16 protein-coding genes are annotated in these 14325 nt (G+C 61.7%); 3 read left to right on the top strand and 13 right to left on the bottom strand.

Annotation, left to right across the window (positions count from 1 at the left end; genetic code table 11):
• Nucleotides 1–77 precede the first annotated feature (77 nt).
• Nucleotides 78–818: an outer membrane lipoprotein gene (locus tag BUS06_RS10230; RefSeq protein ID WP_074264162.1), complete on the top strand. Its 741-nt coding sequence runs from the start codon at nucleotides 78–80 to the stop codon at nucleotides 816–818.
• 114 nt (nucleotides 819–932) lie between these two features.
• Here the strand turns inward: BUS06_RS10230 and iscX are convergent, their stop codons facing one another.
• The 12 genes from iscX to BUS06_RS10170 all read right to left on the bottom strand — a co-directional run bounded on the left by iscX (nucleotide 933) and on the right by BUS06_RS10170 (nucleotide 10315).
• Entirely contained in the window at nucleotides 933–1130 is a 198-nt protein-coding gene (iscX, locus tag BUS06_RS10225; protein ID WP_074264161.1) for a Fe-S cluster assembly protein IscX, read from the bottom strand.
• A 13-nt stretch (nucleotides 1131–1143) separates the two neighbouring features.
• Nucleotides 1144–1485, bottom strand: coding sequence for an ISC system 2Fe-2S type ferredoxin (fdx, locus tag BUS06_RS10220; protein ID WP_074264160.1), 342 nt, complete (start codon nucleotides 1483–1485; stop codon nucleotides 1144–1146).
• A gap of 104 nt (nucleotides 1486–1589) precedes the next feature.
• Nucleotides 1590–3461, bottom strand: a complete 1872-nt coding sequence (gene hscA / locus BUS06_RS10215; protein ID WP_074264159.1) for a Fe-S protein assembly chaperone HscA — start codon at nucleotides 3459–3461, stop codon at nucleotides 1590–1592.
• Between the two features lie 155 nt (nucleotides 3462–3616).
• Entirely contained in the window at nucleotides 3617–4144 is a 528-nt protein-coding gene (gene hscB / locus BUS06_RS10210; RefSeq protein WP_074264158.1) for a Fe-S protein assembly co-chaperone HscB, read from the bottom strand.
• A 164-nt stretch (nucleotides 4145–4308) separates the two neighbouring features.
• On the bottom strand, nucleotides 4309–4632 hold the full coding sequence (gene iscA / locus BUS06_RS10205; RefSeq protein ID WP_074264157.1) for an iron-sulfur cluster assembly protein IscA: 324 nt from the start codon (nucleotides 4630–4632) through the stop codon (nucleotides 4309–4311).
• A 17-nt stretch (nucleotides 4633–4649) separates the two neighbouring features.
• The gene (gene iscU / locus BUS06_RS10200) at nucleotides 4650–5066 is read right to left on the bottom strand and encodes a Fe-S cluster assembly scaffold IscU (protein ID WP_074264156.1); all 417 of its coding nucleotides are present in this window, start codon (nucleotides 5064–5066) and stop codon (nucleotides 4650–4652) included.
• 73 nt (nucleotides 5067–5139) lie between these two features.
• A complete protein-coding gene (locus BUS06_RS10195) occupies nucleotides 5140–6363 on the bottom strand; it encodes an IscS subfamily cysteine desulfurase (RefSeq protein ID WP_074264155.1) in 1224 nt (407 codons plus the stop codon).
• A gap of 63 nt (nucleotides 6364–6426) precedes the next feature.
• Nucleotides 6427–6957: a Fe-S cluster assembly transcriptional regulator IscR gene (gene iscR, locus BUS06_RS10190; RefSeq protein ID WP_074264154.1), complete on the bottom strand. Its 531-nt coding sequence runs from the start codon at nucleotides 6955–6957 to the stop codon at nucleotides 6427–6429.
• 180 nt (nucleotides 6958–7137) lie between these two features.
• On the bottom strand, nucleotides 7138–7635 hold the full coding sequence (locus BUS06_RS10185; RefSeq protein WP_074264153.1) for a low molecular weight protein-tyrosine-phosphatase: 498 nt from the start codon (nucleotides 7633–7635) through the stop codon (nucleotides 7138–7140).
• Nucleotides 7636–7756: 121 nt separating this feature from the next.
• A complete protein-coding gene (locus BUS06_RS10180) occupies nucleotides 7757–7996 on the bottom strand; it encodes a hypothetical protein (RefSeq protein ID WP_074266013.1) in 240 nt (79 codons plus the stop codon).
• Between the two features lie 156 nt (nucleotides 7997–8152).
• Nucleotides 8153–9565, bottom strand: a complete 1413-nt coding sequence (locus tag BUS06_RS10175; RefSeq protein ID WP_074264152.1) for a lactate utilization protein B — start codon at nucleotides 9563–9565, stop codon at nucleotides 8153–8155.
• 27 nt (nucleotides 9566–9592) lie between these two features.
• Nucleotides 9593–10315: a (Fe-S)-binding protein gene (locus BUS06_RS10170; protein WP_074264151.1), complete on the bottom strand. Its 723-nt coding sequence runs from the start codon at nucleotides 10313–10315 to the stop codon at nucleotides 9593–9595.
• 192 nt (nucleotides 10316–10507) lie between these two features.
• Here BUS06_RS10170 and BUS06_RS10165 point away from each other — a divergent pair, with 192 nt between their 5' ends.
• Complete coding sequence (locus BUS06_RS10165; protein ID WP_074264150.1) at nucleotides 10508–11314, top strand: IclR family transcriptional regulator; 807 nt, start codon at nucleotides 10508–10510, stop codon at nucleotides 11312–11314.
• 153 nt (nucleotides 11315–11467) lie between these two features.
• Here BUS06_RS10165 and pbpG read toward each other — a convergent pair whose 3' ends face one another.
• The gene (gene pbpG / locus BUS06_RS10160) at nucleotides 11468–12646 is read right to left on the bottom strand and encodes a D-alanyl-D-alanine endopeptidase (protein ID WP_074264149.1); all 1179 of its coding nucleotides are present in this window, start codon (nucleotides 12644–12646) and stop codon (nucleotides 11468–11470) included.
• 806 nt (nucleotides 12647–13452) lie between these two features.
• Here pbpG and BUS06_RS10155 point away from each other — a divergent pair.
• The gene (locus tag BUS06_RS10155) at nucleotides 13453–14025 is read left to right on the top strand and encodes a phasin family protein (protein WP_074264148.1); all 573 of its coding nucleotides are present in this window, start codon (nucleotides 13453–13455) and stop codon (nucleotides 14023–14025) included.
• Nucleotides 14026–14325 lie beyond the last annotated feature (300 nt).

Here is a 14325-nt window from a genome sequence, read left to right as displayed (position 1 = left end):
AACCCCGCGCGAGTCTGTCTGTCAGACACTTAAGTCTCGAAAAAACCAATCGGACTCTGCTCAAGACGGAGGTCATCATGGACAATCCTGGCAACACACAACCACGCCGAATTCACCCGCTTGTCGCGACCGCGGCAGGCGCTGTCATCATCGCGAGCCTCGCGGCCACAGCGGCTATCACGGGTCTGTTTCCCAAAGCGTCGAGCAACGGCGCGCAGACAGATCAAACCCAGGCGGCACAGGTGACTTCGCAGCCGTCGCAGCAGGTGGTCGATTCGGCGGCTCCGGCCAATCCGAACACCTACGCGCAGCAACAGCAGCCGCAGGCCCAGCCTACGCAGGCTCAGGCACCAGCCGATGCTCAGACCCAGCAGCCCCAACCGGCTCCGGTCGCAGCGGCTCCTACGCCCGCGCAAGCGCAGTACGCACAGCAGCAACAGCAATCGGGCCAGTACGCGCAGCAACCGCCACCCCAACCCGCCTATTGCGCTAGTTGCGGGACCGTCGTAGCGATCTCAGCAGTGCGTCAAGAAGGCCATGGCACCGGCGTCGGCGCTGTGGGCGGTGCGGTGGTCGGCGGTCTGGTGGGCAATCAGTTCGGCGGCGGCGTGGGCCGCGGCGCGATGACGGTGCTGGGCGCAGTCGGCGGCGGTTTCGCGGGTAACGCGGTCGAGAAAAATATCCGCAGCACGACCGCCTACTCGGTGCATGTGCGTCTGGAGAGCGGCAAGAACCGTTACTTCACGTATCACGAGGCGCCGCCGTTCCAGCAAGGCGAGCGCGTGCATATCGAGAACGGTGCGCTCGTAGCAGGCTAAACAGCGCATCAGGAAGCGCATCAAACAAAACGGCGATTCCAGTGAAATCTGGAATCGCCGTTTTTCCTTCAGAGCCGGTCGAGATCGAGAGTCAATCCTGAACCCACAGCCCGCTCAATAATCCGCATCTTCGATCCAGGCCGTCTGGATCGCTTCGAGAATCTTCTCGTTCGAACGGTTCGGATCGTCGTCGAAGCCGTCCAGTTCGGTGACCCAGCGGTGCAGATCGGTAAACCGGATCTGCTGCGGGTCCACTTCCGGGTGCTTGTCGGTGAGGGCCATCGCGATGTCTTGCGTGTCGGTCCACTTCATGGCTGCGCTCCTGTTAGTGATTTTCCTTCGCGTGGTTGATCGAGTAACGCGGGATTTCAACGACCAGATCCTGGTCGACCGGCACCATCGCCTGGCACGACAGACGCGACTCCGGCTCGAGGCCCCAGGCCTTGTCGAGCAGATCGTCCTCGTCTTCCTCCGACGGCGTGAGCGCATTGAAGCCTTCGCGCACGAGCACATGGCAAGTCGTGCAGGCACACGATTTCTCGCAGGCGTGCTCGATTTCAATGCCGTGTTCCAGCAGATTGTCGCAGATGCTCTTGCCCGGCACAGCATCGATCACCGCGCCTTCCGGACACAGTTCGACATGGGGCAGCACAACGATTTGAGGCATACGATTTCCGTTTAGTCTGGGGCACGGCAGCCGGCGAACCGGCTGCGTGCCATTTTACTGGTGACGCGCACCTTTGTTGACGCGCGTCACGTGATTCATTGAGCTCAGATGTCGTCGAGCTTGCGGCCCGCCAGCGCGCGACGAATGCCTTTGTTCATGCGGCGGGCGGCGAATTCGTCGGTGCCTTCGGCCACCGTTTTCGTCGCCGCTTCGATCGCGTCCACGTCATCGCTTTTCGCCACGTTGCGCAAAGCGGTGAGCAGGCCGTCGAGTTCGGCGCGCTCGGCTTCGTCGAGCAGGTCGGCATCAGCAGCCAGCGCCGCATCCGTCGCTTCGACCAGGCGTTGCGCTTCCACTTGCGCCTCACGCAGCGCGCGAGCTCGCATATCGACTTCGGCGGTACTGAAGCTGTCTTCAAGCATTTTGGCGATGTCGTCGTCGGCGAGGCCGTATGAAGGCTTCACCACCACCGACGCTTCCACGCCCGACAACTGCTCACGCGCAAACACCGACAGCAGGCCATCGGCATCGACCTGATAGGTCACACGAATGCGCGCCGCACCGGCCGCCATCGGCGGAATGCCGCGCAGTTCGAAGCGCGCGAGCGAGCGGCAATCCGCTACCAGTTCGCGTTCGCCCTGCACGACGTGGATCGCCATCGCCGTCTGGCCGTCCTTGAAGGTCGTGAAATCCTGCGCACGCGCGACCGGAATGGTCGAATTGCGCGGAATGATCTTCTCGGTCAGTCCGCCCATCGTCTCGACGCCAAGCGACAGCGGGATGACGTCGAGCAGCAGCCAATCGTCGCCGTCGGCGCTGCGGTTGCCGGCCAGCAAATCGGCCTGGATCGCCGCGCCGAGCGCGACCACTTCGTCCGGGTTGAGATTGGTCAGCGGCGGCTGGCCGAAGAAAGCTTCGACCGCGCGGCGGATCACCGGCATGCGGGTCGCGCCGCCCACCAGCACCACGCCCTTGATTTCCTTCGTGGTGACCTTGGCGTCGCGCAGTGCTTTCTTGGTCGGACCGAGCGTGCGCTGCACCAGCGCCTGCGTGATAGCTTCGAAAGCAGCCTCGTCGATCGTCAGATCGAGCTGGGTGCCGTTGGAAAGGGTCGCCTTCAGCGTTGATAGCGGTGCGTCCGACAACGCCTCCTTGGCCACACGTACGTTGTCGAGCAGCATACGCACGTCTTCAGCCGCGAGCGTCTGTGGCGCGATGCCGGCCTGCTCGAGCACATGACGGTAGAGCGCGTGATCGAAGTCGTCGCCGCCGAGCGCGGAGTCGCCGCCCGCTGCGAGCACTTCGAAAACGCCTTTGGTGAGCTTGAGGATCGACAGATCGAACGTGCCGCCGCCGAGGTCGTACACGGCGTAGAGGCCTTCGGAGCCGTTGTCGAGGCCGTAGGCAATCGCCGCTGCAGTCGGCTCGTTGAGCAGGCGCAGAACATTGAGGCCGGCCAGACGCGCGGCGTCCTTGGTGGCCTGGCGCTGCGCTTCGTCGAAATACGCCGGCACGGTGATTACGGCGCCGACCAGATCGTCGCCAAGCGAGTCTTCCGCACGCTGCCGCAGCGTCGCGAGAATTTCCGCCGACACTTCGACCGGGCTCTTCACGCCATCGACGGTGCGGATCTGCACCATGCCCGGTGCGTCCACAAAATCGTACGGCGCATTCTCGGCGCCTTCGACCTCGCTCTTGCCGCGGCCCATGAAGCGTTTGACCGAGACGATCGTGTTACGCGGATCGCTCGCTGCTTCCGCCTTGGCGGTACGGCCGATGCGGCGGCCGCCCTTCTCCAGATAACGCACCACAGACGGCAGCAGCACATGGCCGTCCTCGTCGGGCAGAACGTCGGGAACGCCACTACGCACTGCAGCGACAAGGGAGTTGGTGGTGCCAAGATCGATACCGACCGCGAGGCGCCGCTGATGCGGCGCGGGCGCCATGCCGGGTTCGGAGATTTGCAGTAAAGCCATCTGAGATCTTCTTCGGGGAACGTTAGGCCCCGTCCTGAATGGTTCGCGTTGCTGGGTTGAACGCCACGGCTGGTTGTCGTGGCGTCCCGTTTGCATCCGGCCTGTTTCCAATCGCGTCCGCTTACGTGCGTTTGCGCTGATCTGCTTCGTTTGCTTCAGTTGTCGAGCCGTTCGATCTGCGTGCCGATTTCCGCCGCCACGCGCTCGATGAACATCAACTGCCGCACCGCCTCGCCCGCCGCCTGATCCGCGCCGCTGTCGAGCAGTGCACCGAGCTTCGTGAAGCGCACCCGCTCTTCGTCGCGCAACTCGGTGAGCAAGGCGTCAAGTGCGTCGACATTCTTCGCCGCCGCAGCATCCTCGATACCTTCACGCCATTCCATCTGCTGCATCAGGAATGCCGGCTCCATCGCCGTATTGTTCTCCGCGCCGACATCGATGCCGCGCAGCGACAACAGATACGTGGCGCGCTTCAACGGATCGCGCAGGGTCTGATACGCCTCGTTCGTGCGCGTCGCCCATTGCATCGCGATGCGCTTTTGCGCGTCGCCCGCGGCGGCAAAACGGTCGGGGTGAACCTGCGACTGCACCGTACGGTACGCATGATCGAGCGCACTGGCGTCGAGCGCGTATTGGGCCGGCAGGTCGAACAGGTCGAAGTGGCTGTCGTTCAGCGAGGCCATCGAATGATGTGATCCGTTCAAAAAGCGCACCTGAGTTTCAGGCATCAAGTGCAACGTAAGGTGCCACGAGGCGCACAAAGCACAACGCAAGGTACAACGACGTGCGACAAATTAAAAAGGCGGCCCGCGCCGCCTTTTTTCCGCTTCACGCGGACTGAACCTGCTCAGACGCGGAACGATTCGCCGCAGCCGCACTCGTCCTTGACGTTCGGGTTGTTGAACTTGAAGCCTTCGTTCAGCCCTTCGCGTGCAAAATCGAGTTCCGTGCCGTCGATGTAAGCCAGGCTCTTCGGATCGACGATGATCTTCACGCCGTTGCACTCGAATACCTGATCCTCCGGCGCGAGTTCGTCCACATACTCAAGCTTGTACGCCAAGCCGGAGCATCCGGTCGTGCGCACGCCCAGCCGCAACCCGACACCCTTGCCACGCCGGGTCAGGAATTTCTGGACGTGATTTGCTGCCTTCTCGGTCAACGTAATTGCCATAGCGTTTCTCAACGGCCTTAAGCAGCCTGGTGCTTTTCGCCCGCTTCCGCGGTTTCGCCATGACGCTGCTTGTAGTCAGCCACGGCTGCCTTGATTGCGTCTTCCGCGAGGATCGAGCAGTGGATCTTGACCGGCGGCAACGCCAGTTCTTCGGCGATGTGGGTGTTCTTGATTTCCATGGCCTGATCGAGCGTCTTGCCCTTCACCCATTCGGTGACAAGCGAACTCGACGCAATAGCCGAACCGCAGCCATACGTCTTGAACTTCGCGTCTTCGATGATGCCGTCCGCGCCCACGCGGATCTGCAGCTTCATCACGTCGCCGCAGGCCGGCGCGCCGACCATGCCGGTGCCGACTGCATCGTCGTCCTTGGCGAAGGAACCGACGTTGCGCGGATTTTCGTAATGGTCCAGAACCTTGTCGCTATAAGCCATGATTACACTCCTTGATTCGTTTCAACCTGCATTCGGTGCGATGTTTCGTGCAGCGTAGCGTCGCAGTCAAACCTCAGTGCGCCGCCCACTGGATCGTCGAAATATCGATCCCGTCCTTGTACATTTCCCACAGCGGCGACAGATCGCGCAGCTTCGAAATCTTGGTCTTCAGCAGGTTGATGACGTAATCGACGTCCTGCTCCGTCGTGAAGCGGCCCACCGTAAAGCGGATCGAGCTGTGCGCCAGTTCGTCGTTGCGGCCAAGCGCGCGCAACACATACGACGGCTCGAGCGACGCCGACGTGCAGGCCGAACCCGACGACACCGCCACGTCCTTCACCGCCATGATCAGCGATTCACCTTCGACGAAGTTGAAGCTGATGTTCAGGTTGTGCGGCACACGCTTTTCCATGTCGCCGTTCACGTAGGTTTCTTCCATGTCTTGCAGACCGCGCAGCAGACGGTCGCGCAGCATGCGAATGCGCTCGTTTTCCGTTGCCATTTCTTCGCGGGCAAGACGGAACGCTTCGCCCATGCCGACGATCTGGTGCGTCGCCAGCGTGCCCGAACGCATACCGCGCTCGTGACCGCCGCCGTGCATCTGCGCTTCGATACGGATACGCGGCTTGCGGCGCACATACAGCGCGCCGATGCCCTTCGGACCATACGTCTTGTGTGCCGAGAACGACATCAGATCGACCTTCAGCTTTTGCAGGTCGATCGTGATCTTGCCGGTGGCCTGAGCAGCGTCGACGTGGAAAATGATGCCCTTTTCACGGGTGATCTCACCGATCGCCTCGATGTCCTGAATCACGCCGATCTCGTTGTTGACCGACATGACCGAGACCAGAATCGTGTCGGGGCGCAGCGCAGCTTTGAACACATCGAGGTCGATCAGACCGTCGTCCTTCACGTCCAGATACGTGACTTCGAAGCCTTCGCGCTCGAGCTCGCGGCAGGTGTCGAGCACGGCCTTGTGCTCGGTCTTCACCGTGATGATGTGCTTGCCCTTGCTCTTGTAGAAGTGCGCGGCACCCTTGATGGCCAGGTTGTCCGACTCCGTGGCGCCCGAGGTCCAGATAATTTCGCGCGGATCGGCATTCACCAGCGCTGCGACGTTCTCGCGCGCTTCCTCGACCGCACGTTCCGCGTCCCAGCCGTACGAGTGGCTACGCGATGCGGGGTTGCCGAACTGCTCACGCAGATACGGAATCATCTTGTCCACCACGCGCGGGTCGACCGGAGTCGTGGCGCTGTAGTCCATGTAAATGGGCAGGTGGGGAATGTCGTTGTTCATGAATCGCTCCGGGGACATCATTGCTCTGGCTTCTGGGTTCCGAGTTCGCTGGCTTCGCGGGGTCTAGGAACCGGCCATGTTAAAAACGGAATTCGGTCCGCGTGGCGCGACCCGGGCGGGTTCGACCGCCGGCGCCTCGCTGCGGCGGTCGCGCAGCACGGCGGGCGCGCCTTCGCGCGAGCGCTGCTGATCGACCAGATCCTTCAGCGATACCGAATCGAGGTACTCGACCATTTTCTGGTTCAGCGTGGACCACAGTTCGTGCGTCATGCAGTGGCCGTCGTGCTGCTTGGTGCCTTCGCAGGTGCCTTTGCCGCCGCATTGGGTGGCATCGAGCGGTTCGTCGACAGCAATGATGATGTCTGCGACGGTCACGTTCTCGGCGCGGCGGGCCAGATTGTAGCCACCGCCGGGGCCGCGCACCGACTCCACGATCTCGTGGCGGCGCAGCTTGCCGAACAACTGCTCAAGGTAAGACAGGGAAATATGCTGGCGCTGGCTGATACCCGCAAGCGTCACCGGGCCCTGCTCCTGGCGCAGTGCCAGGTCAATCATCGCCGTGACGGCGAAACGGCCTTTCGTGGTGAGTCTCATGATGTTGGGGATCGCAATTCTCGACAAGTTTGCTCAAGTATAAATACATGAGCAAATTAGTCAAGTATCCCTATCGCGATTTGGGTCATTTGCTTAATTGAGGCGGCGCGCCTGAAAAGCCTGTAGATAGGCCCTGAAGCCAGCCACCACGAACACCTTGAGCGCTAAAGCGCCACGCCCTCAAGGCACCAGTTGCGGATGCAATGCTGCGATCAGACCCCGGCAAGCCGCCTCGCACTGATCGAGGACCTGCTCGAAGCCTTCGTCGCCACCAAAATAGGGATCTGTCACTTCCCGCTCCCCCGCCCACCGGCTGTCGGCCTCGGGGACAAACTCCATCAGCAGACGGATCTTGTCGCGCTGGGCCGGCGGGCAGATCCGGCGCAACGCGGCGACGTTGGCGTCGTCCATCGCGACCAGCAGATCGAAACGCTCGAAATCCGCCGCACCGATCTGCCGGCCGCGCAGCCCGGACAGGTCGTAGCCGCGCTGGGCGGCGGCACGCTGCGCCCGCTCGTCAGGCGCCGCGCCGATGTGCCAGTCGCCGGTACCGGCCGAATCGATCGCAATGCGTTCTTGCAGCTTCGCTTCACCCACCTGATGCCGCATCACCCCTTCCGCGGTCGGAGAACGGCAGATGTTCCCGAGGCAGACAAAGCAGATGGAGATGGTTTTCATCAGGGCTCTGGATGCGGTGCATCCGGATAGGGTTAGCCAACAGTGCCGCGATTATACAAAGGTGCTGAAAATCTCGCCGCGCAGGCGCACCGGCGCGTTATCCGCGCCGCGCGCCTGGTGTTCAGGACGCTTCCGAAGCCTGCACCGAGGTGACCGCCCGCATGGGCTTGACCGGCGCGGCACTATCGTCGCCGACCAAACCATACGAAACGGTTCGCGCCAGCTCCGCCGTGAGCTGCGATGCGCCGAGCGGCGACTGCGAGACCGGGGAAGCGCTCTCGCTGCTGACATACATATAGGCTGCCGCTGCGAACGGCACAAACACGGCCAATGGCCAGTACATCGATATTGTCTTTTTCATGATGTCGTTCTCTTCCGATTGGGGCATCCGGAGCTTGTGACCCACTATGCCCAGTCGAAATCATATAGAACTAATCAATTGGTATAAACCCACCCTGGTGAGATAGAGCGTTGCTCTGGAGATAACAGTGCCAGTCCGCGACCCGGGCCGCGCCCTTCAGCCGAGGTGACTGCGCTGCGCGGCGTATAGCTCGCGGAACGTACGCCCGACCGGCGCCGGCATGTCTCGGGTGTTGGTCCAGCCGGCCGCGAGCGGCAGCCGGCTGATGGCGCGCCGACGCCCGCCCACCATCTCCAGAACGCGCACCGCCAGCTTGGTAAACAACGCATACGCATCCGGATGCAGAGCGAGGAAACCCCACACGGCCAGCCCCGCGCGCTCGCGCCACGGTCGCAGATGCCGCTCCACCTGCCTCTCGCGCAACTTGCGCAGCAGCCCCGAGAGGGGAATGCCGACCGGACAGACGCTATCGCATTCACCGCACAGCGTGGCGGCCTGTGGCAGATCGAGCGCGTTGTCGATACCGACGTAGCTCGGTGTCAGCACCGAGCCCATCGGCCCCGGATAGACCCAGCCGTAAGCGTGGCCACCGATCTTCTGATAAACCGGGCAGTGGTTCATACAAGCGCCGCAGCGGATACAGCGCAGCATCTCCTGGAAGTCGCCGCCGATCAGCCCGGTGCGCCCGCCATCGACCAGCACCACATACATATGCTCCGGCCCATCCTGATCGCCCGGCCCGCGCGGCCCGGTCAGCACCGAGAAGTAGTTCGAGGTCGACTGGCCGGTCGCCGAGCGCGGCAGCAGGCGCATCGCGGTCGCGAGATCTTCGAGCGTCGGCAGCACTTTCTCGATCCCCGTCACCGCCACGTGCACGCGCGGCATCACTGTGCACATGCCCTCGTTGCCTTCGTTCGTCACGAGCGCGACTGAACCGGTGTGCGCTACCAGAAAATTGCCGCCGGTCACGCCCATGTCAGCCGTCATGAAATGTGGGCGCAGCACCTCACGCGCCTCGCGGGTCATCTCGGTGATTTCGGTCAGGCGCGGCCGCTGGTGGGTTTTGGCAAACAGATCGGCGATCTCGTCCTTATCCTTATGGACGACCGGCGCGATGATATGGCTCGGCGCCTCGTTGTCGTTGATCTGCAGGATATATTCGCCGAGATCGGTCTCGATCGACTGCACGCCCATCTGGCCGAGCACTTCGTTCAGACGCATTTCCTCGGTAACCATCGACTTGGTCTTGATCACCTTCCTGACGTCGTGCCGACGCGCGATGTCCGCGACGAGCTGGGCCGCTTCCCGCGTGGTCTCCGCAAACAGCACCGTGACGCCGCGCCGGGTCGCCTCGCGCTCGAAGGTCTCGAGCCAGACGTCGAGGTTTTCCAGTGCGCGGTTGCGGCGCTCCTTGAGCGCGGCGCGCGTCGCCGCGAAGTCGATCGTCGTAATCGCGGCGGCCCGGGCCGAAACGAACTTCGTCGACAGCTTGGTGAGGTTCTGCTGCAGACGCTGATCGGCGAGCTTCTCGCCTGCGCGCGCCTTGAACTGCATCGTTTGAACTTGCATGGCGGCCTTGGGGATTGGCTTGAGGACTTAAGCGTCGCCGGCGAGCACCTGCGCGATATGCAGCACGCGCGTGGTGGTGTCGCCCTTGCGGCGCAAACGGCCTTCTATGTTGAGCATGCAGCCGAGGTCGCCCAGCACTACCGTGCCCGCGCCGCTCGCGCCGATATTCGCGCATTTCTCATCGACGATCGCCGTCGAGATATCGCCATACTTGACCGCGAACGTGCCACCGAAGCCGCAGCAGTGCTCGCAATCCTTCATCTCGGTGACCGTCACACCAGCCTGCGCCAGCAACGTGCGCGGCTGCGACTTGACGCCCAGTTCGCGTAAGCCCGAGCAGGAATCGTGATACGTCACCGGCCCCGCGAACTCGCCCGGCGGCAACTGCACCCTGGCGACGTTGACGAGGAAATCGGTCAGCTCATACACCTTTGGACGCAGGCGGCCGAAGCGGATCATCATTTCCGGATCGTCGCCGAACAGGTCGCCGTAGTGCACGCGAATCATGCCGCCGCACGAACCGGACGGCACCACGATGTAATCGAACTGCTCGAATTCCCGCAGCGTTTTTTGAGCCAGATCTCGCGCCAGACGGCGGTCGCCGGAATTGTAGGCGGGCTGCCCGCAGCAGGTTTGCGCCGGCGGCACCATCACCTCGAAGCCAGCGCCCTCGATCAGCTTGATCACCGAGAAACCGATCTCGGGACGCATCAGGTCAATCAGACAGGTGACGAACAAACCGACTCGCATAGGCGCTCCTTCGGGAAAACGTCCCTGATTATCCGCTGTTTATCGAGCAATACCAACGCCAAAACCGGTCAACGCGCCGGACGGCGAACAGTGGCCGCAGATTCGAAGGCGGCCTCGAACGGCGTTCGCTTTTTTCACAATACGATATACAATCAATTCTCCGCTGTTTGACGCGTCAACCGATTTCTCCCCATGAGCGATACGAACCCGGATCCCAAGACTTCGATCCAGGTGATCGAGCGCATGATGCGCCTGCTGGATGCCCTGGCTGCGCATACCGACCCGGTCAGCCTGAAGGAACTCGCGCTAGGCACTGAGCTGCACCCCTCCACGGCGCACCGCATCCTTAACGACATGGTGACGTGCCGTCTCGTCGACCGTTCGGATCCGGGCACCTACCGGCTCGGCATGCGCCTGCTGGAACTGGGCAATCTGGTGAAGGCGCGCCTGTCGGTGCGCGATGCTGCGTTGACGCCGATGCGCGAACTGCACCGCCTGACCGGCCAAACGGTGAATCTCTCGGTGCGTCAGGGCGATGAGATCGTCTATATCGAGCGCGCCTATTCCGAGCGTTCCGGCATGCAGGTCGTACGTGCCATTGGCGGGCGGGCGCCGCTGCATCTGACATCGGTCGGCAAGCTGTTCCTCGCCGCGGACGAATCCACACGTGTGCGCGCGTACGCGACACGCACGGGCCTTTCGGGGCACACCCAGAACAGCATTACCGACCTCGGCAAACTCGAACGCGAACTGTTGCACGTGCGCCAGCACGCCTGCGCGCGCGATAACGAGGAACTGGAACTCGGCGTGCGCTGCATCGCAGCGGGTATCTATGACGACACCGGCAAGCTGGTCGCCGGCCTGTCGCTGTCGGCACCGGCCGATCGCCTGCAAGACTCGTGGCTTGGGCAGTTGAGCAAGACTGCCCTGGTGATCTCCGCCTCGCTCGGCTATCAGCCCGAGACGCCGCCCGCTAGCGCGCATCATCAGCATGCCTGATTAAACAGAGCGTGTAGCCTGGTGGCTGCGAATGGATGCGCCATATGCAAAAAGCCCCGCAAATGCGGGGCTTTTTGTTTGCGCTGCTGATTGCCTTAGGCCGATACCGGGTGCCACGTCGAGGCGGCAACCCTCATACGCGGCTCCAGGCTTTCAGGTACCGGCGCCGCCAGCGTCGGCACTGGTGATGTGCTGCTCGCCACCGTTGTCGAGCCAGTTACGCAGACGCGTCGCATCGGCAAAGCGCGTGTACTTGCCCGACGAATCGAGCAGCACCACGATCATCGGACGGCCGTGAATGGTCGTCTGCATCACCATACACTCACCCGCTTCGTTGATGAAACCGGTCTTCTGCAGACCGATATCCCACGTCGGGTTGCGCACCAGCGCGTTCGTGCTGTTATAGGCGATCGAACGCTTGCCCGTGTAGACCTCGTAGCTACGATCCGTCGAGAACTCGCGGATCATCGGATACTGATAAGCCGCGTTGACCATCTTCACCAGGTCGCGCGCGCTCGACACGTTCTCGCTCGTCAGACCCGATGGGCTTTCGAAGTGCGTATCCGTCATGCCGAGTTGCTTGGCCTTCGCGTTCATTGCCGCGATAAAGGCCGGACGGCCGCCCGGGAAGTAACGCGACAGCGCTGCGGCCGCGCGGTTTTCCGAAGCCATCAGCGCAATGTGCAGCATGTCTTCACGCGAAAGCACCGAACCGACCGCGAGACGCGAACCGGTGTTCTTGATGTAGTCGCGGTCTTCGTCCGTGACTTCGATCTGCTCGGTCAGCGGTGCCTTCGAATCCAGCACCACCATGGACGTCATCAGCTTGGTGATCGAGGCGATTGGCACCACGGCGCGCGAGTTCTTGTCGAACAGCGACTCGCCGGTGTTTTGATCGACCACATACGCGACGCTCGAGCGCAAGGCCAGTGCATCAGGCGTGTCGTGCAGGCCGAACGCCTGGCCGACCGTCGGCTGACGCGGTTCGAACGCAACCTGGCGGACCACCGAGCGGCGGTGGCCGTTCATCGTGTACGAAACACGGTGGCGGCGGCTTTCGACGCGCGGTGCGTCGTCGTCCGCTGCCGCGACCTTCGCGGCTTTGGAAGACTTCGCGGCGACGGCGGAACCCTTGCGGGCCGATTTCGCGGTTTTGAGGGTTTTCTTGCCGGATTTGGCAGGGGCGGTAGCGGCCTTGGCCGCTGTAGCCGCGAAAGCGTCGACAGGCGCAGCAAACGCGGCTGCGATGACCACCGAGGCGGCCACCGACATAGCGGTGCTGATGGCCACGCCATGGATCACTTTTAGCGACGAAAACATGTCGGTTTTCATTGGTGTTCTGTCAGGGGCGGCTGGAGTTTTACGCAAGTGTAGTAAAACCACGAAAAATTAGCAATATTAAGCACTTATCGGCGCTCCTTAAACCGGCTTGTAAGATCCGATTGCAGAGAAGCTATAAGCTTTGCGCACTCAATCGAAAAAAACGATCAAATCCGCGGATGTTTGTCGGGGCTGTTACGTGCCCATTTCGGGCAACGCTCACAGCATAACGGCAATTTAAAGACAACCTTGATCAGGGGAACTACGGTCGCTTCGCGTGGCTGCAAAACGCCGCTGGCCAGTGCCCCGTGGGCGTTCCCCAAGGCACCCGCCAATGTGCCGACCAGCAGGAAGTTAAGCATCTGCTGCGTATCGATCCATCGCGCATTCGACCGGGATGGTGGATTAACGTTCCGTGACAGATTCCGGTTTACATCGAATGTTGTTTTCTCACCTCTTGCCCAAAAAAGTTTGCTCCGCCCTACCCTGCGAAGGATCGCCGCAAAAGTGTCCCTTTGGCCGTTCTGGCGGCAAAAACCGTCGTGCTAAAACGCACCAGCACTGTGCAGCAGCCAATCCCGCATGCTCCCGGCATATGTCATATGTGCTCCATAACGCATTGTTTTGTCGAGATATTCTCGATATTGTGCGACGCACAAAAAGAGCTTGACATTCGCTGCCACCATCCTAAAATGAGACCTATTGCTGCGATGCACCATGAATCGTGGCGTGATGTGTGATTCAGGTTTCGATGTACCGGATTTACCGTTAACCCAATACGGTCCGCATCAGACGGACCGTCATCCAGGAGCGTAAACATGTCTCTGCTGACCCCCGAGCAAATCGCCGCAGCCCAGAAAGCAAACCTTGAAACCCTCTTCGGCCTGACGACCAAGGCATTCGAAGGCGTGGAAAAGCTGGTTGAGCTGAACCTGCAAGTCGTGAAGTCGACGCTCGCGGAAAGCCAGGAAAATGCGCAACGCGCTCTGTCGGTGAAGGATGCGCAGGAATTTTTCGCGCTGCAGGCTGGCCTCACGCAGCCGCTGTCGGAAAAGGCGCTGTCGTATGGGCGTCACGTGTATGAAATCGTGTCGGCTACGCAAGCCGAGTTCGCCCGTGTTGCCGAAGCACAGTACGAAGAGCAAAACCGCAAGGTGCAATCGCTGGTCGAGAACGTGGCCAAGAACGCACCGGCCGGTTCGGAAACCGCTGTCGCCGTGATCAAGTCGGCTATTACCGCCGCCAACACGACGTACGAAACGGTTCACAAGGCAACCAAGCAAGCTGTGGAAATCGCCGAAAGCAACTTCAACGCAGCCGCTACGGCAGCGTCGAAGGCCGCTTCGCAAGCCGCCGCTCAAGCTTCGCGCTCGGCCAAGAAGGCTGTCTAAGCTTCAGCTTAGGCTTCACTCGGGTGAGACTGCGTTGTGTCGATCCGGCATCAACGGCATCACCTGACGTTTGATTCGCATTAGCTTCTCGCGCTTCAACATGCGCGGGCCGGTTCGAAAGCCGGCCCGCGCCTATCGTAGCAACAGCGTCGTGCGGCCTCGCATGCTATGCGTGTGCCGCGTGGGCCAACGCTCCGATACGTTGAACAGCGTATCGTTTGCCCGGCGAAGGCCGGGATTTTTTTGCCCTGGCTGTGGCTAGCCTCGTACACGGTGCGGACAAACGAAGCGCGTGACACA

Source organism: Paraburkholderia phenazinium, assembly GCF_900141745.1.
In the GTDB taxonomy this organism is placed as follows: Bacteria; Pseudomonadota; Gammaproteobacteria; order Burkholderiales; family Burkholderiaceae; genus Paraburkholderia; species Paraburkholderia phenazinium_B.
This window is presented reverse-complemented; position numbering and strand designations above follow the sequence as displayed.

What these genes read in the sequence shown, in the direction of transcription:
- BUS06_RS10230 (WP_074264162.1), top strand. Translation starts at nt 78, where the DNA reads ATGGACAATCCTGGCAACACACAACCACGCCGAATTCACCCGCTTGTC.
- iscX (WP_074264161.1), bottom strand. Translation starts at nt 1,130, where the DNA reads ATGAAGTGGACCGACACGCAAGACATCGCGATGGCCCTCACCGACAAG.
- fdx (WP_074264160.1), bottom strand. Translation starts at nt 1,485, where the DNA reads ATGCCTCAAATCGTTGTGCTGCCCCATGTCGAACTGTGTCCGGAAGGC.
- hscA (WP_074264159.1), bottom strand. Translation starts at nt 3,461, where the DNA reads ATGGCTTTACTGCAAATCTCCGAACCCGGCATGGCGCCCGCGCCGCAT.
- hscB (WP_074264158.1), bottom strand. Translation starts at nt 4,144, where the DNA reads ATGGCCTCGCTGAACGACAGCCACTTCGACCTGTTCGACCTGCCGGCC.
- iscA (WP_074264157.1), bottom strand. Translation starts at nt 4,632, where the DNA reads ATGGCAATTACGTTGACCGAGAAGGCAGCAAATCACGTCCAGAAATTC.
- iscU (WP_074264156.1), bottom strand. Translation starts at nt 5,066, where the DNA reads ATGGCTTATAGCGACAAGGTTCTGGACCATTACGAAAATCCGCGCAAC.
- BUS06_RS10195 (WP_074264155.1), bottom strand. Translation starts at nt 6,363, where the DNA reads ATGAACAACGACATTCCCCACCTGCCCATTTACATGGACTACAGCGCC.
- iscR (WP_074264154.1), bottom strand. Translation starts at nt 6,957, where the DNA reads ATGAGACTCACCACGAAAGGCCGTTTCGCCGTCACGGCGATGATTGAC.
- BUS06_RS10185 (WP_074264153.1), bottom strand. Translation starts at nt 7,635, where the DNA reads ATGAAAACCATCTCCATCTGCTTTGTCTGCCTCGGGAACATCTGCCGT.
- BUS06_RS10180 (WP_074266013.1), bottom strand. Translation starts at nt 7,996, where the DNA reads ATGAAAAAGACAATATCGATGTACTGGCCATTGGCCGTGTTTGTGCCG.
- BUS06_RS10175 (WP_074264152.1), bottom strand. Translation starts at nt 9,565, where the DNA reads ATGCAAGTTCAAACGATGCAGTTCAAGGCGCGCGCAGGCGAGAAGCTC.
- BUS06_RS10170 (WP_074264151.1), bottom strand. Translation starts at nt 10,315, where the DNA reads ATGCGAGTCGGTTTGTTCGTCACCTGTCTGATTGACCTGATGCGTCCC.
- BUS06_RS10165 (WP_074264150.1), top strand. Translation starts at nt 10,508, where the DNA reads ATGAGCGATACGAACCCGGATCCCAAGACTTCGATCCAGGTGATCGAG.
- pbpG (WP_074264149.1), bottom strand. Translation starts at nt 12,646, where the DNA reads ATGAAAACCGACATGTTTTCGTCGCTAAAAGTGATCCATGGCGTGGCC.
- BUS06_RS10155 (WP_074264148.1), top strand. Translation starts at nt 13,453, where the DNA reads ATGTCTCTGCTGACCCCCGAGCAAATCGCCGCAGCCCAGAAAGCAAAC.